This is a genomic window from Trichodesmium erythraeum IMS101 (assembly GCF_000014265.1).
Classification (GTDB): domain Bacteria; phylum Cyanobacteriota; class Cyanobacteriia; order Cyanobacteriales; family Microcoleaceae; genus Trichodesmium; species Trichodesmium erythraeum.
Window position 1 is genome coordinate 3,233,941 of record NC_008312.1, and the last position, 22,995, is coordinate 3,256,935.

Consider the following 22,995-nt stretch of genomic DNA (forward strand, 5'->3'; position numbering starts at 1 on the left):
AAGGGCAAAAGGGGAAAAGGGAAAAGGGTTAAAGAGTTCTCCCGCCATCGCAGACAAGACGAAAACCATCATAGCTGACGTGGACGTCGCGCCTAAGATAGCCGCTGCGAACCGCAGAACGGCAATCAATAGGAGAGTTGCACCAAGAACCGCCCCGCAGACGGGTATAACTATCAGTAGAACTGTCTTCGTTACTATCAACCCAAGCGCTTCCATCTGTAGGAGCTCCCACATAGTTATCATGGCTATCATCAGCACACCATTCCCACACGTTTCCATGCATATCATATAATCCAAAAGCATTAGCAGGAAATTGGCCTACAGGAGTTGTTTGTTTTTTATATTCTCCTTTGGGCCCATCGCCGTAAGTAATATTACCATCATAGTTAACTAACTCAGGTGTTATAGTTTCTCCAAAGTAGAAAGGTGTAGTAGTTCCTGCCCGACAGGCATATTCCCATTCTGCTTCACTGGGCAACCTGTACTTTTTTCCAGTTAATTTCGATAGTCTTTTACAAAATTCTACTGCTTTGTACCAACTCACCGTCTCAACTGGCCTTTGCCATCTATCTATACCTTTATATGGTTTTTTAAAACGAGATGGATCTGGGTTTAGGTCTTCTTTTTCTTTCAGGTCTGTTCGGGAGGCGATCGCTCTCCACTGTCCTTGAGTAACGGGATATTTGCCCATAAAAAAGGAAGGGACAGTCACATCATGTTGGGGGCGTTCATCATCATAGCTACCTTCTTCACTTTTAGGGGAACCCATAGTAAAAGTACCACTAGGAATAGCCACCATTTCTAGACTAACGTTATCTGGAAGGCTTTGAGTAAAGTAAAAAGCTTTATGAATTGTTCTTTCGACAATTTTACCCAGCCTGTTAACAGTAGGAGTTTCAAAACTCCACTCTTGTAATTCTATTTCAACTTCCTTAGTTTCTTCTTCAAAAACAATAGTAGCAATTTCAATTTCAGTTTCAAACTCAATTAAATCTTTTATTTCATTAGTAGAACCAGTATTAGAAGCTCTTATTTGATTAGCAAAATAAGCATAAGAACCCCCTAATTTCTCCAATACTTCTGCCTGAACTTGAGCTAAAGGATAAACCTGTTTAGCTAGCTTATTCTCAGGTTTTGAAGAATCTATCAACAGAGCTTCAAATTCTTTGGGACTTATTCCCATTTTCTCAGCTAAATAAGAAGATACTTCCTCAATAACATCGGTAATTTCATCAACAGTTAACCCACTCAATAGTTCATCCCGCACCCCATCAAAAAACTCAAATTCGATTTCATCTGGATTAATATTAGGGGTGATTTTTTCACTTAAAGGTTTAAATAACCCTCCCATTAATACTTCTGCCACATGACCTTGGTTGAACTGAGGAAGCATAGTATATTGAATTACTCTAATCACAGGTAAAGTAACAAGAACTGCGGAGAGATGTTCAGCTAGTCTAACGGCATTAGGTGAGGCAATTTCTTGAAACCTTTCTACTCTTTCGGTAGCCGTAATTTCTTCTTGAACAAAGTTAGAATAACGATGATTATCAGGCTTAATTCCATAACCAACAGACTGATTATTTCCTACTCCCATTAATAATTTTGACCATTCTTCTAAAATATTAGGGTCAAGACAAAGGACGGGTAATTTAAATTCTCCATCTTGAGAAATTTCTTGTTTTTTTGAACTAGGAATAATAGTTAAATTCTGATTAGAAGTAAGACGAACAGAAGCATTTAATTTTAAAGACTTTTGTTGACCAAGATTAGTGCGGAGCCACAAACGTTCTGGTAGAAGCTGCAATAAATTTACCATCCCTTTTCGCCCCCACTCCTGCAAAAGAGTATAGGTTTCTGGGCGAGACCAAACAGAAGAAACTAGATCGCTTACTAATAGAATTAAAGTTTTTCCACTGGTAGCCCCAATAAATTCTGGAGAGTAGGGACGCATCTGAGGATCATCGTAGTGGAAAATTTCAATCCTTTGGTTTTGAGAGGATAAAATCAAAAATAGTATAAATTCAGGAGATACCCTAACAATAAGTTTAAACAACAATTCCTGATGTAATAGTTGAGAAGAATTAAATTTTAATCCCCTAGTTTCAGTATGACGAAAAATCCCCAAACTTTGGAGAAATTTCCTCAACTCTTTAATAGTTTGTTTCCAAATTACGAGGGAGTTATTTACTTCTATAACCAATACTAAATCTAGCCAACGACGGGTTAAAGTTGGTTGTTTAATGGGCATCCAAATCTTTTGTTCGACAAAAAAATCAATAGTTTTAGCTTCGTTTAATTCCTGTTCTGTTGAGGATGGAAATTTTCGGCGTAAAGATTTTAAAGCAATACCAAGCTCCTGTTTATTGGGAATAGCTGGAGCATCGGGAACTTGTAGAGGGTAACGTTCCTTTTTATTATTGTCTGTTTTAGGTAAATATTTATCAGCAGCAGCTTTCGGATAAAGATCTAAATTTGTTTTTGCTGGAAGTTCAGGAATATTAACTTTTAAATTTCGTCTATTTTTCTCTGAGTAAATTTGATTGTTTGATTCAGATCCTTGAGCATCTTTTTTATCAGTTTCTAATAATTCTAATTCTCCATCCGGCAAAGTTTTTACCCATAACCAAATTATTTCTGCTATTTCTCTAGCAGTTGGGTCATAATTAGCTTTTTGTAATCCTTCTATGAAGTTAGAAATCGACATTAGGCCTTAGGTTTTAGGTGGCAGGTGTTAGTATGCAGTCCGAGCGCTCCCCCCTCGAACTGCACCCCAACATTTCTCAATAAGCGTTTTCTTTTTGTTGAAATATTCTTCAGTTGCAGAATGCAAAACCCCTTCTATATATAGCTTTTAATTAGCTTATAACCCCGTGAACATTAACAGACTCCTTTGTTCCCAGAGAAGAAAAAGACCACTGAAAATCACAAAAGCAGTTACTAATTGACGGAACAGCTGAGGACTAATTTTTTCTAATACTAAATGACCCAACCTATTTCCTGGATAAGCAGCTACTCCTATGAGTATCCCATATCCCAAATAAGGTAAAGTTAAATTACCAAAAATTGCATAAGTAATTGCCTTAAAAATATGAACTACCATCCGGTTAACTGCTTGAGTTCCCAATAATTCTTCTTTTTCCAAACCATAATTCAGGTAAAATGGTGCAAGTAAGGGTCCCATACTACCAATAATTCCTGATAAAAAGGAATAAATAAAACCTGCAGGCAAAAAATACCATGCACGAACAGTAAAAGATTTTTCTTGATTTTTAATAATTAAATTTATCCCAGAGATCAATAGAAATAATCCTACTAAAAAACTGAGCCATCTGACAGGAATTTGAGTGAAAATAAAAGCCCCTAAACAACCACCAAAAATAGCACCAGGTAGTTCCCACAAAATGACAGTCCAGTTAATTTTTTGCCAATAAGCAAAAACACGTTCAGCGTTACCAAGAATTCCTCCAGTCGTAATGACTGGTGGAATAGCTATAGTTCCTAAAAATAAACCTACTATTGGCATTAAGAGAAAGGAACTACCCCCACCTGCTAGGTTGCTGACAAACCATCCAACCATACTTGCTAATGCTAACCAGAGATTGGTCATATTACTTGATTAAGTTATAATTTTTTACTATAGTTCCTTTTTAGCTTAAATTTCTGAATTTTAAATATCAACTAAAATTCAGAAATTATCTTTAGAATTTGCCCATAGAAACATTTAGTTAATTTAGTAGTTTCTAAAGAACAAATCTCAACAAAATTAATTCAGAAAAAAATTTACCGTCCTCCCTGTATCAGACAGTAAGCTATTCATAAAATAATCCTTCTATTGGCACACCATCTTCATGTTTATTTTCCTTAGATTTTCCTGGTAATGAATTACCATCAACACCTATACGATGAACTGGAAGTTTGTCTTTTTCTGCGCCTACCCGTAACAAGACAAGAGGTTCATCTCCACAACTTTGAAACTTATAAAAGCATCCTCTGGGAAGCATAATACCTTGATTTATAGAAAAGACACCAACTTCACCATCTTTGCCAAAAAATCTGGCTTTTCCTGCTAAAACAATAAAAGTATGATCCTCTCCTGGATGAGAGTGCAAAACATTTTCTCCTCCTTGAGCGTAACATTTAATTCTCACGCTCATTAAATCAGTTTTCGCAATAGTATAGTCGCTCCGGCCTTTACTCAAAAGCTGGGTTTTAAGTTGAAAAACTTGTGGTTCTAGACTTTGATTGGAGGATTTTTCTATGGTTTCTTGATTAGCAATCATAAGAGATTTTTAAAATAAAAATTAATACAAATTCCTAACTATTAATTATACATACCCTGTCCCCAATATCCGAAAATATCCTAGAATATCTTTATAATCATCCAAGAGAGACAAAATTATAACTATAACTTACTTAGACATTATATGAGAATGCAGTTGCTGTTTGTGCCTGGTTAATAATTTTTACTTTTTGAAGTGCCTATAAAGTGAGAATTTTTATTCTGGCTCCATCCCAATAAAAGTGGTTTATAAAATTTTTTTGTAGTCAAATAACTTCCTAAATATTTAGGTTTTAGGTGTTAGGTTTTAGGTTTTAGGCGGCAGGTTTTAAGCGGCAGGTTTTAGGCGGCAGGTTTTAGGCGGCAGGTTTTGGGTTTTAGGTATCATCATAAATTTGAAATTGGAGGTAAGAGCTTAGTTAGATGAATTTTAAAATTAGAACTTATAACTAATAATTAGTAATTAACTTTACCTTCGATCTAAAGACTGCAATAAACATTCAAGTAGATTTTTTTTATCCTGTTCTGAGGGAGACTTTTTCTTAGTTAGCATAAATATAAAATTAAGTAACTGATCGGTGGCGAGATTTTTACCCCCTTCTCGCTCTCTAACAAATCTTTCAATGAACTCTTTTGCTATATTTAAAGTATCTGTATCTGACTCTAAATTATCAAAATGAGATTCAACAATTTGAGCAAGTTGTTCTCTGGTAGGTTCAGGCATTTCTAGTTGCAAACATCGCCGTAAAAAAGGTGGAGGAAAATCACGCTCCCCATTACTTGTCATAATTACTAAAGGAAATTGTTGACAAGCAACTTTTCCCTCGTAAATATCAACTTTTTGATTATCATAAGTTCTCAAATTAACAATTTTTTCCTGCTCTGATATTCTTGCTAATTCAGGAATTTCAAATTCTCCTTCCTCAAATAAATTTAATAGATCGTTAGGTAAGTCAATGTCACTTTTATCAATTTCATCTATTAATAATACCCTTGGATATTCATTGGGAAGAAATGCTGTTCCTACTGCACCTAACTGTATATATTTACCAATATTTGGTTTGTTTCCTAGTTGAGCATCTTGTAAACGACCAATAGCATCATAACGATATAAACCATTACTTAAAGTAGTGCGGGTATTAATTGGCCATGTTAATACTTTTCCTAATTTTAGTTGATAGGCGATCGCATAAGCCAAAGAAGATTTTCCAGTTCCCGGCTTTCCTGTCACCAAAAGAGGGCGACGCAAATATAAAGCGGCATTAACTAACTCAACTTGCCTATCCGAGACTTGAAAGGTTTTCCCTTTAATTTCTTCCCGAGACTTTTTTTCAGTAGTTTTGGCTTCAGTATTAAAACTTCTCCAAGGTGGAGGCTCTGGTAAATTTTTTATCCCATCATGTGGCTCATGATCTTTGTTAAAAATTTGCCAATTTTCAGTCATAATTAATTAATTTATAGTTAATAATTTAATAAATTTATACAAGTTTAAAGATATGAGAAAAATACTTTTATTTTCTCATATAGAATTTAAGAACTTAAAGCATATTTAGGCTCACTAGGTTCCGGTGGCATTCTCTCAGGGTTATCCCATAAGAGGCAAATATGCTTTCCAATATGTTCTTCTCCTTTTGCCTTTTTTCTCTCATCTGTTACTTCCTTTGGTAACTGATTAAAATTACCTTGAACATTCCTGAGTATTCGATTAATTTCATTTTGGCAAGAAATGGTTTGTAAATCACGCCTTGACCAAATAGCAAGAGGCAGAGAGTTGAGTACAATTAGGTCAAAAAACTTAGTTAGTTCAGAAAGTTTATTTAGTTTAATTCCTACGGTTTTATTTAGCCCTAATTCATAATCATCTGTGTGATAAAAATCTACCACATTACCTTGATTAGAGTTTAAATTTTCCCATTTTCTTTGCCAAGCTCCCCCTAAATCTTGAGCTGTATATTTTAACCTTTCAGCTAAACGAAAAGTAACAATATATTGCTTACACATTTTTGCAGGACGGTTGAGCTTTGTTACCTCCAGCCAATCAAAATAAGAGTTACTTTCTATAAGCAAATTAGTATCTAAAAATAACTCTATCCTCAAGTCTTTACTGCCAATTTTTTTCATTCTCTTATTGGATTCGTCTATCAGTTCTGTTAATTTTTTAGATAGATATTCCCGTTCAATCAAGTCTTTTTCTTGAATATTACGGATTAATTGACTAGACCAAAACCAACTTTGTATTTGTAAAGAACTATAATTCTTTTTCTTAAGCTCAATCAACAAATAAGATTCTAGTAACTTGGGATTTTGGGTATCAGGTGAAGATTTTCTAAAATTTGGTGTTGCTGTTTCCTTAAACTCAGAATATCCAAAAAAATTACCGTATTCTTCTAGCCATTTATCTAGGGTTTTTTGTAGATTTGAATCAGAAACTTGTTGTTGAATTCCTACTACAAATGGAATAATAAGCCGATATTTTTTTAGGGGAATAATACGATTTAGTTGAGTCAAAATATCATCAATATTCTTAACTGTTTTATCTGCCATTTCAGGGCGACATGATAAGTATATTTTTTCTAATTTTTCAAAAGATTGATTCTGTAAATACTCTCCCAAATCATTAATTGCTTTATCTTCTTTATTCCTAGAACCCGATAAGTTTGTCTGTTCTTGTCTGTCAGTCTCAAACTCATTAAAAGCCTTAGGATTGATTTCTTGAATTTCATTTAGTAAATCATCTATTTTTTCGTGTTTATCAATATAATCAAATAAAATTCGGAATCTTTGATTTTTACTTTGTCCATTTATAAATTGGCTATAAACATCATGAAAGCTATAAAAAACTAAATCTTCAAATTCGTCTGGTCCTAGAGCTTTGTTAATTAAATTCCGAATAAGTTTAAGATCATATTTCATTATAAACAAACAAATAAAAAAACAATGTAATAGACTAATTAATCACCAAACAAAATGATAACTAATAACTAAAATATCTTACTGCCGCATAATCCAATAACCCCCCTCTTCCGACGGTTCTAACCGACCTCTTCGCTGCCCTGGGGAAGTATTATTAATTAATAAGTCCCGTATATCTTCAAGTACCAAACGAGCATCAGCAAAATAACCATGTCCTAATAAAGTTAAATCTATCTTAGAAACTTTTACCGTGTCTATTCCTTCTACAACAGTAACAGGGGGGAAAAAACCAGCTCGGCCATGCTGATGAATAAGCGCTGAAGTTGCTAAGGCTTTGTCTTTTGATGATATGTATAATGTAGTTCGTTCTGCTAATTGATGATATCCTTTAGCTAACTCTTTAAACAAGTCAATATCTACATCTGGAGCGGCTAAAATAATTTGCCCAAAAGCAATATTAGTTATTGTTTGAACTTGAGAAATAATTCTTTGGACTGCTCTGAGTAAACCTCGGTTTCCCATACTATGAGCAATAATATGAATTTTCTCAATGTCCGTTTTTTCGGCTAGGTTGAGTAAAAATTCTGTCATGTACTTTTCGCTGGCTTCAATACTTGCCTCGTCTACCGGATATGCTGATAATTTCCCTTGAGATGGCCAACTATAAAAGGCTGTAATTCCTGGCACTTGCAGGTCAAACCCCATTTGTGCGGCTCTAATAGCTGCATCTTCAAAATTGACGTTGTATCCATGAACAAAGACTAAAGCAGACCTTTCATTTATTTCATGGTCTTTTAATTCTTCGTTGATATTTTCCCAAAATAGTTCTTTTTCCAGAATTTGCAAACTTTGAAAATGTAGTTTGAGGCGATCGTCTTTGAAAGTAATTAATCTTTTCCACAAAGGGGAACCTATAGAGCCTATTTTATGAGATTTAGGAACAGCTACTTGACAAATACCATAGTGAAGTTTGTCATCTCTTTTTCCGGAAAAACCTTTGGATATATTATTTGTATCTACAGGTTTTCTGTTGGTACCAAACCATAAAGGATATATAGTTGCTGTTGTTTCTTTAGTATCTTTTAAAATCAGAGATCTTTTGACTTTTACGGTTTCTTTTTTCTTTATTGCTTTCTTTGTTACGGCTTCTTTTGAAGTCAAATAACCGTTGGTTTGATGACTTCTTAAACTGACAGTTTCTGACTCTAATAATGATGTATCAAAAGGAATAAAATGAGGAATTGGACTATCAGGTAATCTTAAGCGTTCAATTCCATTTATACCTAGTTGAAAAGCTTGATAATAGCTCCTTTGATATGCTAAACCTTGATAAAATTCTTCGGCAAATATCAAAGCAGAATCATCACCAATCTCTTTTTTCATGCCAATAACACAACCTACCTGGTGAGCGACTGCATCAGCTTTTTTCAGAGAAAAACAGGCATTAAATACAACACATTCTATAGGTTTTCCATCTTTTCTAACAATAGATAATAATTCTGATAATGTTTCGAGGGATAAAACCTCTGCCTCACCTTGACGGTTGTTTAAAATTATTTCACCTTGAGAATTACCATGACCGCTAAAGTGAAGAATTCTAGGCTCATATTTCAGCAAATATTGAGATAAATCTTCTATAAAAGCATTTTCTTCTCCATAAACAATATAATTTTTTCCAAATTCTGTCTGCTGTAGTTTTTCCCTAATTAATTCAGTTTCTTTTTTTAATTGTAGTGGCTGTGTAGTTGTAGGGTTTGCTGCTAAAACCAAAACATCACATTTTTCAATTGGAGGCGGAGGGGGATTTTCTCCTAATTTTGACTCATACTCTTGATAAACTTTTGGATTAATATTTTTAATGCCTTCAAGTAACCGCTCAATTTCTCTATGTTTGTCAGCATATTCAATTAAAATTCTGACTCTTTGCTTTTTATTTTGTCCATTTGTAAATTGGTTATAAACATCAGGAAAATAATCATAAACTAAGTCGTTAAATTCTTCTTCGGGTAGATCTTGATTAAGTAATTCCCGAATGACTTTTCTGAGTCTGAAATTATATAACATACGCTTTTTAAGTATTAATTATTAGGTGAACTCCGACGGCTTCTGGAAAACTAGACAAAGCTAGAAATTTGCTGTCGGTCATGGGCAACTGCAAATCAGTAAATCTCTTTAATTAGAATTATATTCTATCAATAAATGACTTATTCAAGACTTGCCTAAAGATATTCCATGAATAGGAAGGCTGTCACCAGGGGCAAATGATGTACAAGGTAAATGGTGAAAATTATGTAGTGCGGGCATTTTCTCCCGGTGAGGGTGGCTTTTGGTAAACTACGCTTTTACAACCAAAGCTTTGTCGAGAGGTTCGATGCAAAGTTCCTATATGCAAGGTCTCTGCTGTGGTGGACGGAGATGAAAAATGCTGGTGTTTTTCTTCGAGGCTAGTTTTTTTCTTCTAACTCATAGCTGAGTGCTGACTGCTGAGTGCTCACAGTCCCTGTACCTATTTCCTGTGACTAAGGTCTAAGTATTTAGGGGGATGTGATATCAGTTGAGAGCATCAATAAGTTTAAACTTGACATCATACTCCACGTTACATTACAAAAATTACTGCTTCATTGCTTTCAGCGTAATACATTGTAGTATTGCATGATGGCAAAAAATTTCGACTCGCCAAAGGCGAGGCTAAATAGGGCAAAAGGGCAAAAGAGCAAAGGGCTATTCAGGAGTCCTGGGGGGGAAACTCACAAGACGAAAACCAAAATTGGAGCTGACCACCACGACCGAGACATAGTAGCCGCGGCTCGCAGAGCGACACCACCCAGGATAGTTGAGCCAGGAGCCGCCACGAAGCACTCTACCGCTACTATCGCCTCCATTTACCCAAGCACTTCCATCAACAGGTGCTCCATCATAATTACTATGCACAACATCCTGACACCACTCCCAGACATTCCCATGCATGTCATATAGACCAAAAGCATTAGGTGGAAACTCACCTACAGGAGTTGTTTGTTCTCTATATTCTCCTTTTGGTTCATCAGCATAAGTCTCTGAAGCTCTATAATTAGCTAATTCTCCTGTGATAGTTTCTCCAAAATAAAAAGGTGTAGTTGTCCCAGCACGACAGGCATATTCCCATTCTGCTTCACTCGGTAGTCTATAGTCTCTTCCTGTTTTCTTAGAGAGCTTTTGACAAAATTCTGTAGCGTTATTCCAACTTACTCTTTCCACAGGGCGATTTTTTCCTTTAAATTTCGAAGGATCATTTCCCATTATTGCTTGCCACTGTTGTTGAGTAACGACATACTTTCCCATCCAAAATTCTGGCACATCTACATGATGTTGCGGACCTTCATTATCACTTCTCTGTGCTTCCGTCTCTGGAGACCCCATCAGAAAACTACCACCGGGTATTTTTACCATTTCCAGAGTAACTCCATTACCTAAATTTTCTATCATTACTTCTGCTTCACCTTCAGAGCGGCTTATTATTTCTCCTTTCCTGTTAACTTTAGGAGTCGCAAATGTATGAATAGTAATTTTTGGCTGTGACTTTGTTTTTATTTGTGAGTTTGGTTCTAACTTCCGTTGTGACTGTAGTGAAGTTTGAATATTTGAACCTTCTAATACTTCTGTTGATCTTGGTTGTTGAGTTTCTGAAACCGGTAAATTCTGAAAATAACCTAGATCTAACTGTGGGGTGGAAACCAACTGAGATCTAAACCGATCAACAGCAATTTTCTGCAGAGCCTTAACTGCTTCAAGATCCAAACCTACCTCTAAAACTCTTATCCATAGTTGTTCTGCCCAATTAAAATCTCCATTTGTTTGAGCTCTGTAAGCGTCAATTTTCAGAGTAGAAACATCAGTTTTTGTTGCATACTTCGGCATTAAAATTAAATGAGACTTTTCAATAGGGTCAGCAATAATACGAGGGGTCTGTCGTTTTCCTTCCTTTTGAGCTAGCTCTTGCACCCGATACTTCAGATATTCATTCAGTCTTTCTGCAGTTGCTTTTTGACCCTTACTACCTAACCCCTCTAATAACGCATAAGTAAAAACTCCCTGTTGCAACTCTTCTAATTCCCAAGAACGTTCATTTGGACTACAAGAAAAAATAGTTACTATCCCCTTTTCACGAGCTTCTTGTTCTGTTTGCCTTCCTAGTCCTTCTCCCCCTTTTCCCCCATCACTTTTGTTTCTACAAGCATCCAATATTAGAACTATATTATCTGCTCCAGATTTTTGCAGTTGTTGAATAATATAGTCAACAGAAATTCCACTTCTTTCAACATTTGAATGACCATCAATAGGAATTAAATAATCAATATTATTATTCTCTCTATGACCATGGCCGCTAAAAAAAAACCAAAGGTTATCACCAGTTTTCAGAGATAGTTTTTTAACTTCATCTTCTAACACCAATTCTAAGCGGGAACGAGTTGGGCGAGTTGAAGCACCATTAATTTTTGGAGAATTATCTGACAAGTAAAAAACGTCATCAAAATCTGCTTCGTCGAGCAAAAAATCCCTCATTTTTTTAGCGTCATTAGCTGCATATTTTAGAGGAGTCAAAAACTCATATTCCTGAACTCCTATAGTAATTGCTATATTTTGATTGGTCATCGTTTCTCTGCTGTGATTTAAATTTCAACTTAGTAGCACTTTTTCCTGACAGATAATTCTGTTGAACCAGGTTAGCGATCGCTAACTCAGGTTTAACTTAAAATCAGCGATCGTACAAATTAGAAAATAAAAATAGATTTTACTATTAATTTTATATACAAACAACCCTGTTAGATATGACATTAATAAATTATAGTAATATATTTTAAAATATTGAGTCAGGTTAACTCTATCAATTATTTTTTTGAGAAACACAAATAACCATAATTTAATTCAAGAAAGTTGAGACTAAAAGCAATTTGAATAAATAAAAATAATTGAGTAACTCCTGAAATTGTGCAGTTTTGTTTAATAAGTAAACTACATTTAGGATTTTTTCAGCAAAACCAGACTAACCTTGGACAAAAAGTCAGTAAATAAACTAATTTTGATCATTCTAATATTGTAGCGGCCTCTGAAAATAGATAAGAACATAGATTAGAGTCCGGTCCAAATTATCCTTATAAACCTTTAACTAACAGAGCATTACCACCTACTTATTTATTAAGTTTTGTAAATTTAGTATTTTAGTAGTTTAGTGGTTTAGTGGTAAACAGCAAAATATAGAAAATGATAGAAACCAAAAATTATTAAGATTTAAGAAGCCAAAATCAACAGAATTAGTATTCAGATATAGTCTACTTGTTAAATTTTCAACCTGATACCTAACATCTGACATCTAAAACATGACATATAACGCATTAGACCTCAAACCTAACAGCTAAAACGGAAGAAAACCTAAAACTTAACACCTAAAACGGAAGAAAACCTAAAACGGAAGAAAACCTAAAACCATAATAAAATCTAAAACCTAACACCAGGGTGATATATTGTATTTACGTTCATCAAAAAACCATGGAAAATGATATATAAATTCAGAAAAGTAAACCCCATTACTTGGAAAAATGACCATGTTGTATTAATTGATCAAACTTGCTTACCAGAAGAATATAAAACAGTCGAAATTAGCAGCTATGAAGAAATGGCAGTAGCTATCAAAACAATGATAGTTCGTGGAGCACCAGCCATCGGTGTATCAGTAGCTTATGGAATGTATTTAGGAGCAAGAGAAACTGTCACAAATGATAGAAATGAATTCTTAAAACAGCTAGAAGAAATAGCTGTAATTTTCCGAAGAACTCGCCCAACTGCTGTTAATTTATTTTGGGCAATAGAGCGAATATTAAAAGTAGCAAATAAAACTAATGGAACTGTAAAAGAAATTCAAGAAGCGGTATTAGAAACTGCTAAAAAAATTCATCAAGAAGACTTAGAAACCTGTAAAAATATAGGCGATCGCGCAGTTGAAATTTTACCAACTAAACCCGAAAAATTGAACATATTAACCCACTGTAATGCAGGAGCTTTAGCAACAGCAGGCTATGGTACAGCATTAGGAGTTATTCGTTCCGCCTGGCGAGATGGAAGGTTAGGCAAAGTCTACGCTGATGAAACTCGTCCCCGTCTCCAAGGAGCAAAACTTACCACCTGGGAATGTGTCCAAGAAAACATACCCGTCACCCTAATTAGCGATAACATGGCAGCCCACTGTATGAAACAAGGCTTAATTCATGCTGTAGTAGTAGGAGCTGACAGAATAGCAGCAAATGGAGACACTGCCAATAAAATTGGTACTTATAGCCTAGCTATTGTCTCTCAAGCACATAATATTCCCTTGTATGTAGCTGCACCCCTATCAACTATAGACTTTAAAATCTCTGATGGTAGTGAAATACCCATAGAAGAAAGGGATACAAAAGAAATATATCAAGTAGGAGAAACACGCATTTGTCCAAAACAAGTAGAATTTTATAACCCGGCATTTGATGTTACACCTGCAGAACTAATTACAGGAATAATGACAGAACATGGTACAGTTCTCCCAGGAGAACTAGAACAATTTCGGGTCAAGCAGTTAGTTTAATTTAATAAAAACATTAACTAACAACTGAAGCGGCCAGGGAAACAACCTTAACCAACAGTTGGAGCCATATCTATCTCAACTAACCCTTCTAATTCTGTAACTAAACGATCTAACTCTACTACCATCGGAGTAGAGCCAGCCTGATGAAATGCAGTCACAAGAGATCGATAATACCAGAGCGTACCTTCTTTACCACCCTTAAATATATTCCAAAGTACATCACCTTGGGTCCGATAGTCTTTTAAAATAGACCTCACATTATGTAGTTTATCTGCTAAAGAAACCAAGCGTACTGAAGGTGAAGCATTAGCAAGACGAGCAATATAAGCTTTTTTACGTTCTGCCCAAGGAGGTTTAGGAGTAATATCCGTTTCAGTGCAACCATCCACTATTTCAGTCACTCTCTCCCCAAAACGTGCTCTAATTTCTCCACGAACAGTTTCCCCACCTTGATCTTCTATAGCATCGTGGAGCAATGCTGCTATAGCTTCATCTTCATCAGCGCCATACTCGAGGGCAATGCTAGCCACCCCCAAAAGGTGAGAAATATAAGGAACCTTACTTCCTTTGCGAACTTGATCAGCGTGTAACTCCGCGGCGTATACTAAAGCTTGTGTAAAATGGAGCGAAAGCATCATTTTTTTAGTCAAAAGTTAAAAAAAATTACAATATAGAGCAAAAATCAATCTGTCACTTTTTAGTGCAACAATAATAGATTATTTTGCCCTTGTATTCAACTCAAACTGAGAATAATTTTATGGATAAATTTCAAGTAGCAGTTATTGCTAAAACAGCAGATCCTCAACAGGTAATTTATGCAGCTTTACATCAAGATTATAGTGAAGGATTTGTATTTGATCAAAAAAATATTTGGCCTTCAGAAACCAAATGTGGGGAAATTCTTGTTAAACGACTTTTAGTAGGCGATCGCGGACATTATGGATGTCTTGAACGTGCGACTCGTTGGCCAAGAACCTAGGACAACCTAGTATAAATGGCCATCCTTAGTCAATACATGAGGATAACCTCGACTAATGGATAACTCTTATGTCCTTGGTGGTGAAATTCCATCCGCCTTGTTGTTGGGTTGACAGCATAGGCCACAGGGTAGAGACTGAACATCAATCCCTGAAGCTGGCTTAAATGGGGTCAAAGCTTTAACTATCAAATAAGTGAGACTTCTAGCAGAGACTAACAAGTGAACGAACAGGAAGGTAATTAAACTCTCGTAACATTCATTCATCCCAAAGATAGCTATGGGTTGTAGGCCAAAAGTCAGAGGGTCTTTGGATAATAATGTGTTCAAGCTATTATCAACAACCATACCGGATCCTCCGGGAGATTTTACCTCACTAAATTAGTCGCAATAAAGGCATAAGGGAACGAGGAAACCTCTTTAAGACACCCAAGAATATAGGTCAAAAACTTGGGAAGCCATTCAAGGTCAATCTACGCAAAGCCCGTAGGTCTTAAGGAGAGTAGGATTGGGTAAAAAAGCACAATTTATGCAGACGTACCCACTGTTAGACGTAATGTAAGGCAATAATTAGCAATAAAAAAAGCCAAAACACTAAAAAACATTTAGGGTCACCTAAACTATTTTTAAGTGTGGCATGAAATACAAAAGATATAGGTTCCTAAAGCAGTTTTAATCCAAATTTGAAGTGGAAAAATATAAACTGGAAATTAGTCCTGAAAAATGTATTTAAGTTGTAAAAGTTAACTTACAGAGCATCCCGTTGTGGCAAACTCCGCAATATGCGTAAATACCAAAGACTTCTGAGCAAAAGCTATTACCCTAGGCTGTTAGCTTTTAGGCACGTGACGCAAAGTTACCATAGCAGAAATAGTAAATATCCAGGGGTAAAAAAAAGAAGTCACAATACTGTCAAAGCAGCAAAAGAGTAAACATGCATCTTGTGGATTATATTTTTGACCAAGGGTATAAATTGAAACAGACCACATCGTTCCTAGGTTTGAAAGTGGTGACAACACCTATAAAAATCAACAGTTGTTGTACCAACATTGCCACAACGTTAAGACTACCAAAAATTTAAAAGCAAATTATTAGGACTCATTAAGTCCAAAGTAGAACTTTAAGGATGTGCCCTTGAATAGGGACGTTTAAGAGAGGAGCCGTGATGAGGTGAAAGTCTCACGTCCGGTTCTGAAGACAAGTCGGATCAGGTAACTTATCTGGCTTAGTTTAACACCCTCAAATTACTTTTAATTGTGGATTTTTTCCCCATAGTGTTATGCAGCAAGCAAGAACTCATAGAATAGGTTGCTGTTTGTCGGGCAATACAAAAGTTAGATTTAGGTATTCGTCTTCATCCCAAGAAGCGAAATATTATGAGGAAACAATTGAAAAATTAGCTAACTTATGGCATTACGGGAGCAAAAATCAATATACTTCTAAAGATGCAAAATGTATGCAAGAAAATATATCTAGCCGTAATATTTTTACTCTAGATACCCAAACTAACCAAATTGTTTCTAGCAAAATTACCAACATATATATTAATGGTGAAAAAGAAACTTACACAATAAAAACTGTTTCTGGTAAGGAAATAAGAGCTACCCTAGAACACCAGTTTTGGACTAACCAAGGGTGGAAACGATTAAAAGATTTTAATAACAGCACTCAATTATGTGAAGTGCAATTAGCTGGAAATAAAGTTACTCCACAAGAAGTTAAATTTCTCGAAAAAGAAATGTTTAATGAAAAGTGGATCCCAGTAAGAAATTATGACGGATATAAAATTTATAGCTTAGATATTTTGAATTCTTACCTTATTCAAAAAGAGAATAAAGAGCATTCACGGAGCAAATCTAAAAATTGTTTACTTCCCAATTTAAATTATGGAATTAGGTATGATCGACTTTCAGAAGTAAATATAAATAGATTAGTAATGGAAAACTTGAAATTATTAGGAGAATACAAGGAACTTGAAGTCAGACATTTAAATGAGAATAGTTTTAACAACAAGCCAAAAAAATTTGCCTGGAATTCTAGCAAAAGCGACCAAATTGACAATATCAATAACAATAGTTTCTCTGATAATTCTGGTGTTTTTGTAGAGATAGAATCTATTGAAAAATTTGGCAAAGAAATTACTTATGATCTTGAAGTCGAACACCCAGAACATAATTTTATAGCCAATGGTTTAGTTGTTCATAATTCTTTCGATGTACAAAGTTATCGGTTTTGTTCGGGAAAAGTTATTGCAGTAGCAGATGGAAAAACTGATATAGAAACTGCTTTTTACTTACGTCCAGTCGGAGAATATTCTGACCGCAAAGGTAAAAAATATTATTATTCCGCCGAACAACGAGAAAAAGATTTATATTGGTGTTTAGAAGCAGCTAAGAAATACAAACTTGATATGGAACTTGGAATGTCTGAAGAACATGCCAGAGGAAAAATTCCTTTTGATTATCGTCAGCATTTTGTTGTCAGTTTTAATTGTCGTAGTTTGCTACATTTTTTAGATTTACGTTTTAAAAAGAATGCTCAATTAGAAATTCAAAAACTTTGTGAATTAATGTGGCCTCATTTTCAAGATTGGGTTCCCAATATAGCAGAATGGTATGAAAAAAATAGACTTAAAAAAGGCAAATTAGCACCTTAAAAACAACCCTAAAAATAACTGATAAATGATAACTAAAATCACACATTTTTCAACGATAATCTAAAATCAACGAAACTCCCTATTCTCAATAAACTCCCTATTCCTTATTACCTATTATGAAACTGAAAATCAAAAAGTTAGATGAATTAGCAATTATTCCTTTTTATGCTCATAAAGGAGATGCTGGATTAGATTTATTTTCTATTGATGAGTCAACAATTAATCCAGGGGAAAGTAAACTGATTCATACAGGTATTTCCATAGAATTACCATCAGGAACAGAAGCACAAATTCGCCCGCGAAGTGGATTAGCATTAAAACATCAAATTACTGTTTTAAATACCCCCGGAACTATCGACGAAACTTACCGAGGAGAAATAGGAATAATTCTGATAAATCATGGCAAAAATTCTTTTCAAGTAACAAAAAGAATGAAAATAGCCCAAATGGTAATAACGTCAGTTTTATCTGTTAAGGTAGAAGAAGTCAATCAATTAAGTACAACTCAAAGAGACATTAATGGATTTGGTTCAACAGGAACATGAGAGAACAAATATATCAAAGACCAAGCTGGGATGAATACTTTTTAATGATTGCCAAATTAGCTGCTACTCGCTCAACTTGTTTAGCTTTTCCAGTAGGAGCAGTTATAGTTAAAGATAAACAAGTTTTGGCAACTGGTTATAATGGGCCTCCTTCTGGTTCTAATCATTGTACAAGCCAAGGTTTTTGTTATCCTGAATTAAGTAGTTGTGATGCCAGTAAAGCTTTACCATCTCGTTCTGTTCATGCAGAAGCTAATGCTATTGCTCAAGCGGCAAAACATGGTATTTGTACGAATGGAGCAATTATTTATGTCACCTTAGAACCCTGCATTTATTGCTTAAAATTAATTATTTCTTCTGGTATTAAAGAAGTTTTTTATGAGACGTCTTTTAATAGTGGGGGAAAAGCGGCTTTAAGAGATTTATTTATTCAAGATGGTTTAGTTTCCCTTAAGCAAGTTTCTCTCTCAGATACAATTGCTAAAAAAGCAGCAACATTTCTACTTGATCCTACTTCTATTAGTAAAGTTTCTCGGTAGTACTAAACAAGTAATGATTTTGTTTATTTACCTTATAGTAATTCAAGGGATATATCAACCTACATCCTGACATTTTTAAGACTACCAGTTTTTCAACTTGAAGAATAACAATAGTAAACCCGTTAAGGATAGAAAGTAGGCACTATGAAGGTAAATAATTTATGTTGAATAGTTATAAAGTAATTGAAAAAAATGCACTTTTGATAACCGGAATAGGCTAATATACAGTGCATTTGCTAGTTTATGAGGTGAATTAGTATTAGCTTCTTAGATAGTTTTTAAAGTATAGAATTAAGTTTTAATTTTTGTTGATTCAATCTACTGAAATAACCATACTATACTTTACTAAAAATAGGCTATACTATATTTAATATATAATAATTATAGCATTTATTCATGAAGTTTCACTTAATATAAAGATCAGAATAGTCAGTTTAATAAGGCCTTAAGTAACAAAACTATAATGATGAGGAAAAATTATTAATTGTCTTCTTAAAAAGAAATATTATTAGTAGGTAGGCATAAAAAAGTTTAGCTATATTAAAAAAAAAATTCTACTAATTTCAAGTTCCTCCAAACATTTTAATGGAGGAACTATTTGCCTTTTGTGACATAGGAAAAAAATTTAACCCTAGCTGACTTAGGAGATTAATTATTATCACTAAATTGGGGGAAATGATCGTTATTCTCTGTAGTTTATAGCCTATGCCATATATTTTTCAGTCAATATGCTCTTACCCTATATTTAAAAATAGAAAGCACATTATGAAAAGTAAAAACATCATCCTTAACCCAATTTTGCCAGTCAAATTTTTAGTAAGTTTTTTACCTTTGCTAAGAATTTGAAAATTCAAGTTGAATTTAATCCGGCAAAAGTACAAGCTTATCGTTTAATTAGCCATGAAAATTGACTGTTACGTTCTCAAGATTTTAATGACAATACAAAAGATGCGGGAGATTTTGGTACAGGATATTTGGTTACGGCACTTTATGAAATTATTCCAGTGGGAGTAGAAAGTAATATGAAATTATCAGAAGTTTATCAATTGAGATATCAAGATAATTAAGTTTATCAACCAGCTTAATAATAGTGGTCAATTAATATTAGTTAAGTTGTGTTATAAGGAGCAAAATGGTAAAAATTCTGAGTTAATTCAACAGCCCGATGTTAATAAGGGAGTAAGTTTCAATAATGCTTCAAATGGTTTTAAATTTGCTGCTGCTGTGGCTGAGTATGGAATGATTTTACGAGATTCTGAAAATCAAATTGATGCTAGTTTAAATAAAGTATTGAAGTTAGCAAATGAGTCGAATGGTTTAGATTTAGAAAGTTATCGGAGTGAGTTTATTAATATGGTTGAAAGTAGCCAGAAATTGATGGGTCAAAAGTAGACTATAAATTTAGATAAAACTTTTTCTATTATAGATTAATATAGATCACAATTTTTTGCTTTAATCCCGCTACTCCCTTTATACAGAGAATGAGTAATTTTTGATTGAGCTGTTAATTGAATAACTTATATCATTTTAAGTTTATTTTTCAACATCTTGAATAGAACAAGATTCTTTTCTATTTTTATTCAAAAAGTCTCTAATTTTTATCGGAGAAGAACTTGCATCTGGAATTTTAGGATGATCTCGTTGAAACAAAGATTCATTGTATGCTGCTTCAGTAATTTCTAACAAAGCCATAACATTTTTTTTGATATTGTTAAGCTCTTGTCTGATTTCCTCCCAGTCTAAACCTTCTTCTATAAATATAATGAGTAAATTAATCCAACCACCCCAAAATTTTGAGTAAATAAAAGAAGTATTTCTTGTTTTATTTCTACTTTTTAAGTTATCTTCATCTCTATTAAAAGTTGAAAAAATATAGTTAAAATAACGCTCAAATAAAGCTGTTCCTTTTTCTACTAATGTTTCTTTTTCAGATAATTTTTCTATAGTTGAATCAAATAATTTCTCATATCCATCTTTTTTTAAAAGAGTATTCCTAACTTTGGCTTTTGTTAACTGTTCGATCTTTGTAATGTTTGTAATTTTTTTAATTGCCTCAATAATTATTCCAGCATCAATAATACCTTTATTTGCTTTATCCGACGTTAGATTAAAAAATTGCTTAAAGTTTTGTCTAGTATTTAAATTGACAATAATCTTTGTAGCAATTACTTTTGGCTCTTTACTTCCCAATTCATAAGCAATTTTATCTGTATGAGTTATTTCTACTTTTGTTTGATTCATATTGATTTCTAGAAATACTTTAGCGCTAAACTTATTAATAATTTCTTGATTCTCAGTTTTAAAATCAACTGCTGTCACCATTATTTTACAATCATTTTGCATAATTGATTTGACCTTTTGATCCGCATAAGAAAATAATCTATGTTGACCATCAATTACAGAAATACTTCCATACTTTCTAGGAATATACAAACAACCATCGTTACGTTCGTCATATGTACATTCTTTAGATAGAACCACCAAAATATTAGATGGGAAAATAAAATCAGGATTTGTTAATAAATTTTCCCTGATTTTTTTTAATTTATCGGGTATTAAAGGTCTTTGATAATTATAGGTTGAACTATCCTCTAATAAAGGAAGTTCATCTTGTCTATATACACGAACTATATTTAGTATCTTGTATGGGGATATAGTAAATGTATACAAATCTGATAAAGGTGCATCATTATCTTTTTTACTAATTTGCTTATTAGTACTTCTAATTAGTTGATGATATTTCTTATCAATTGAAATAGAAGTTTTATCTATCTCGTCATCGATTTTAAATAAATTTAAAAAATAGTTTCTAGTGTATTCTCCTATATCGTCAGAATATTCCTTTAATCTCATATAATCTGATTTATAAAATTTAACTATATCCCTCGCTTCTGGTAAATCAATTCTGCCTTCTCCATTGCCTTCTTCTACAGTTGTAGTAATGAAAAATCCTTTAATTGACTGTATATTTCTAAATTTTCTTATATGTTCTGTTTTTATACCTAATTTTTGCCAAATATAATCGGAAAATTCTAACTTTTTAATTATATTGATTTGATTAATAAACTTTTTATACTTTGTATTGATTTTTCCTTCATCTCTTGATGTTATTTCACCTATTAAACAAACTTTATCTATAGGTATCATGTAATCAAATTCAAGATGCTCGTTGTTTGGATATTCTGGTGCTATATCTTTTAACTGTACTTGACCTAAATCATTAAAACAATCTAATCCAATAGCTTCAAAAATACATTTTCCTTCTTGTTCGAGTTCTTTTCCTGATTTTCCTTGTAAAGATTTATTCATATTTTGCAATGATGTATAGCTAAAAAATCCAAAATTTATATAAATATAAATATAAATATTAATATTTCCTCTGTACATCACCCTCCTGTTGAAAAGTATGACTAATTTATTTTAATTATAAAATATTTACAATACCATACTTTCTATTGAGTAGCGTTGATAAAATTTAGAACATTTCAATAAATCAAATTATTCTGTACTAATAATATATATGCCCTCCCTTTTCAAAGTAGTTTAGGAGGATATTTTCTAGGATAATCTTTAGTATTTCAGATTACGAGAATTTTTGCGGTATTATCGTCAAGTTCAATATAACCTCACTTGGAGAGGATCCATATCCATCGCTCGGAATTTTTTTTTGCTAACTTTTCAGCCCTTAGACGCCCTGTTCAGCTTTTTGACTTTTTTGTGCCAACCTTTCTTCACTTGTAGTTAACAAATTACCTTCACTATTCTACCAACTTAACTAAGGTAGTTCCACCTTGTGATACCTACCAGATCAAACGCCTAAGTCTACTCCTAATAGTCCAATTAAATAATAACCCCGATCATTTGCCTATATTTGTTCTTACAAATTTATACACTTCTACTCCCGGGTTTTTAATTTCATAAATAGTATAAGTGCCTAAAGAAAACTAATTACATATTTTTGCTCAAAATTATCAAGCACTTTTTTGAGATAATTAAGTAAACTTTCTCTATTCTCATAAGCATCAAATTCAATCCATTCACATTCAATAAATTTTCCAAAAATCTAAACAAAAATCTCAATTAAGTTTTGCTTAGTTGAGTAAATAGGTAACTCAAAAATCTGGAAATTTATTTACTCCTATTCCTCTAACTTTTTAATTAACTTATCACCCTTTATAATTGAGGATTAAACCATAATTACTACTGTAGTTTTAGACAAATTGTAACTAAATATATCTGAAAACTATCGGAATATTTAACTGTTGATAATTCTGCGGTTAACTTCATAATATAATTCATTTATACGATTCATTCACCCCGAGATATTAATTATTTTACTTTGACAACTTTTAGCAGTTATTATTAGTATTTTTTCCGTCCCAGCAAACATAAAACATCAAATAAAATCCACTAATATATCCTCAATATCTGAATTCAAATTATCCCTTTTCCTTTGATTTTTATTTCAGCTCTAATAATGTAGTTTTTT

16 protein-coding genes and 2 pseudogenes are annotated in these 22,995 nt (G+C 33.5%); 9 read left to right on the top strand and 9 right to left on the bottom strand.

Annotated features, from left to right (window positions below):
- Positions 1–28: 28 nt before the first annotated feature.
- From TERY_RS36690 to TERY_RS09850, 7 genes are all read right to left on the bottom strand, one after another.
- On the bottom strand, positions 29–2,707 hold the full coding sequence (locus TERY_RS36690; protein WP_011611683.1) for an SAV_2336 N-terminal domain-related protein: 2,679 nt from the start codon (positions 2,705–2,707) through the stop codon (positions 29–31).
- Between the two features lie 156 nt (positions 2,708–2,863).
- Complete coding sequence (locus tag TERY_RS09825) at positions 2,864–3,610, bottom strand: TSUP family transporter (RefSeq protein WP_011611684.1); 747 nt, start codon at positions 3,608–3,610, stop codon at positions 2,864–2,866.
- Positions 3,611–3,812: 202 nt separating this feature from the next.
- A complete protein-coding gene (locus TERY_RS09830; protein ID WP_011611685.1) occupies positions 3,813–4,283 on the bottom strand; it encodes a cupin domain-containing protein in 471 nt (156 codons plus the stop codon).
- Between the two features lie 468 nt (positions 4,284–4,751).
- Positions 4,752–5,726, bottom strand: coding sequence for an AAA family ATPase (locus TERY_RS09835; RefSeq protein ID WP_011611686.1), 975 nt, complete (start codon positions 5,724–5,726; stop codon positions 4,752–4,754).
- Positions 5,727–5,812: 86 nt separating this feature from the next.
- Positions 5,813–7,195, bottom strand: a complete 1,383-nt coding sequence (locus tag TERY_RS09840) for a hypothetical protein (protein WP_011611687.1) — start codon at positions 7,193–7,195, stop codon at positions 5,813–5,815.
- A gap of 78 nt (positions 7,196–7,273) precedes the next feature.
- Positions 7,274–9,259, bottom strand: a complete 1,986-nt coding sequence (locus TERY_RS25155) for an alpha/beta hydrolase (protein ID WP_011611688.1) — start codon at positions 9,257–9,259, stop codon at positions 7,274–7,276.
- 657 nt (positions 9,260–9,916) lie between these two features.
- The gene (locus TERY_RS09850; RefSeq protein ID WP_011611689.1) at positions 9,917–11,827 is read right to left on the bottom strand and encodes an SUMF1/EgtB/PvdO family nonheme iron enzyme; all 1,911 of its coding nucleotides are present in this window, start codon (positions 11,825–11,827) and stop codon (positions 9,917–9,919) included.
- A 901-nt stretch (positions 11,828–12,728) separates the two neighbouring features.
- On the opposite strand from TERY_RS09850, the gene mtnA reads away from it, so the two are divergent.
- Complete coding sequence (gene mtnA / locus TERY_RS09855; RefSeq protein ID WP_011611690.1) at positions 12,729–13,790, top strand: S-methyl-5-thioribose-1-phosphate isomerase; 1,062 nt, start codon at positions 12,729–12,731, stop codon at positions 13,788–13,790.
- Between the two features lie 47 nt (positions 13,791–13,837).
- On the opposite strand, the gene TERY_RS09860 is transcribed toward mtnA, so the two are convergent.
- Positions 13,838–14,428, bottom strand: a complete 591-nt coding sequence (locus tag TERY_RS09860) for an HD domain-containing protein (protein ID WP_011611691.1) — start codon at positions 14,426–14,428, stop codon at positions 13,838–13,840.
- Between the two features lie 119 nt (positions 14,429–14,547).
- Here TERY_RS09860 and TERY_RS09865 point away from each other — a divergent pair, with 119 nt between their 5' ends.
- From TERY_RS09865 to TERY_RS09885, 8 genes and pseudogenes are all read left to right on the top strand, one after another.
- Complete coding sequence (locus TERY_RS09865; RefSeq protein ID WP_011611692.1) at positions 14,548–14,769, top strand: thymidylate synthase; 222 nt, start codon at positions 14,548–14,550, stop codon at positions 14,767–14,769.
- Between the two features lie 758 nt (positions 14,770–15,527).
- Positions 15,528–15,698 (top strand): annotated as a pseudogene (locus TERY_RS36695) (reverse transcriptase N-terminal domain-containing protein); the annotation flags it as partial.
- A 55-nt stretch (positions 15,699–15,753) separates the two neighbouring features.
- Positions 15,754–15,861 (top strand): hypothetical protein, encoded by a 108-nt coding sequence (locus tag TERY_RS27770; protein WP_370497193.1) that lies wholly within the window; start codon positions 15,754–15,756, stop codon positions 15,859–15,861.
- A gap of 184 nt (positions 15,862–16,045) precedes the next feature.
- Positions 16,046–17,422: an FAD-dependent thymidylate synthase gene (thyX, locus tag TERY_RS36700; RefSeq protein WP_011611694.1), complete on the top strand. Its 1,377-nt coding sequence runs from the start codon at positions 16,046–16,048 to the stop codon at positions 17,420–17,422.
- Between the two features lie 116 nt (positions 17,423–17,538).
- A complete protein-coding gene (dut, locus tag TERY_RS09875; RefSeq protein WP_011611695.1) occupies positions 17,539–17,967 on the top strand; it encodes a dUTP diphosphatase in 429 nt (142 codons plus the stop codon).
- Complete coding sequence (locus tag TERY_RS09880) at positions 17,964–18,506, top strand: deaminase (protein ID WP_011611696.1); 543 nt, start codon at positions 17,964–17,966, stop codon at positions 18,504–18,506. The genes dut and TERY_RS09880 overlap by 4 nt, the downstream gene beginning before the upstream one ends.
- An 809-nt stretch (positions 18,507–19,315) precedes the next feature.
- Positions 19,316–19,573, top strand: a pseudogene (locus tag TERY_RS36705) (YfbK domain-containing protein).
- Positions 19,574–19,577: 4 nt separating this feature from the next.
- A complete protein-coding gene (locus TERY_RS09885) occupies positions 19,578–19,898 on the top strand; it encodes a YfbK domain-containing protein (RefSeq protein ID WP_370497195.1) in 321 nt (106 codons plus the stop codon).
- A gap of 141 nt (positions 19,899–20,039) precedes the next feature.
- Here TERY_RS09885 and TERY_RS09890 read toward each other — a convergent pair whose 3' ends face one another.
- Positions 20,040–21,815: a DGQHR domain-containing protein gene (locus tag TERY_RS09890; protein WP_155994384.1), complete on the bottom strand. Its 1,776-nt coding sequence runs from the start codon at positions 21,813–21,815 to the stop codon at positions 20,040–20,042.
- Positions 21,816–22,995: the final 1,180 nt, after the last annotated feature.

Coding starts and splice junctions, on each gene's coding strand:
- TERY_RS09840 (WP_011611687.1), bottom strand. CDS start 7,195: ATGAAATATGATCTTAAACTTATTCGGAATTTAATTAACAAAGCTCTA.
- TERY_RS09825 (WP_011611684.1), bottom strand. CDS start 3,610: ATGACCAATCTCTGGTTAGCATTAGCAAGTATGGTTGGATGGTTTGTC.
- dut (WP_011611695.1), top strand. CDS start 17,539: ATGAAACTGAAAATCAAAAAGTTAGATGAATTAGCAATTATTCCTTTT.
- TERY_RS09865 (WP_011611692.1), top strand. CDS start 14,548: ATGGATAAATTTCAAGTAGCAGTTATTGCTAAAACAGCAGATCCTCAA.
- TERY_RS09890 (WP_155994384.1), bottom strand. CDS start 21,815: ATGAATAAATCTTTACAAGGAAAATCAGGAAAAGAACTCGAACAAGAA.
- TERY_RS36690 (WP_011611683.1), bottom strand. CDS start 2,707: ATGTCGATTTCTAACTTCATAGAAGGATTACAAAAAGCTAATTATGAC.
- TERY_RS09880 (WP_011611696.1), top strand. CDS start 17,964: ATGAGAGAACAAATATATCAAAGACCAAGCTGGGATGAATACTTTTTA.
- TERY_RS09850 (WP_011611689.1), bottom strand. CDS start 11,827: ATGACCAATCAAAATATAGCAATTACTATAGGAGTTCAGGAATATGAG.
- mtnA (WP_011611690.1), top strand. CDS start 12,729: ATGATATATAAATTCAGAAAAGTAAACCCCATTACTTGGAAAAATGAC.
- thyX (WP_011611694.1), top strand. CDS start 16,046: ATGCAGCAAGCAAGAACTCATAGAATAGGTTGCTGTTTGTCGGGCAAT.
- TERY_RS25155 (WP_011611688.1), bottom strand. CDS start 9,259: ATGTTATATAATTTCAGACTCAGAAAAGTCATTCGGGAATTACTTAAT.
- TERY_RS09860 (WP_011611691.1), bottom strand. CDS start 14,428: ATGATGCTTTCGCTCCATTTTACACAAGCTTTAGTATACGCCGCGGAG.
- TERY_RS09835 (WP_011611686.1), bottom strand. CDS start 5,726: ATGACTGAAAATTGGCAAATTTTTAACAAAGATCATGAGCCACATGAT.
- TERY_RS09830 (WP_011611685.1), bottom strand. CDS start 4,283: ATGATTGCTAATCAAGAAACCATAGAAAAATCCTCCAATCAAAGTCTA.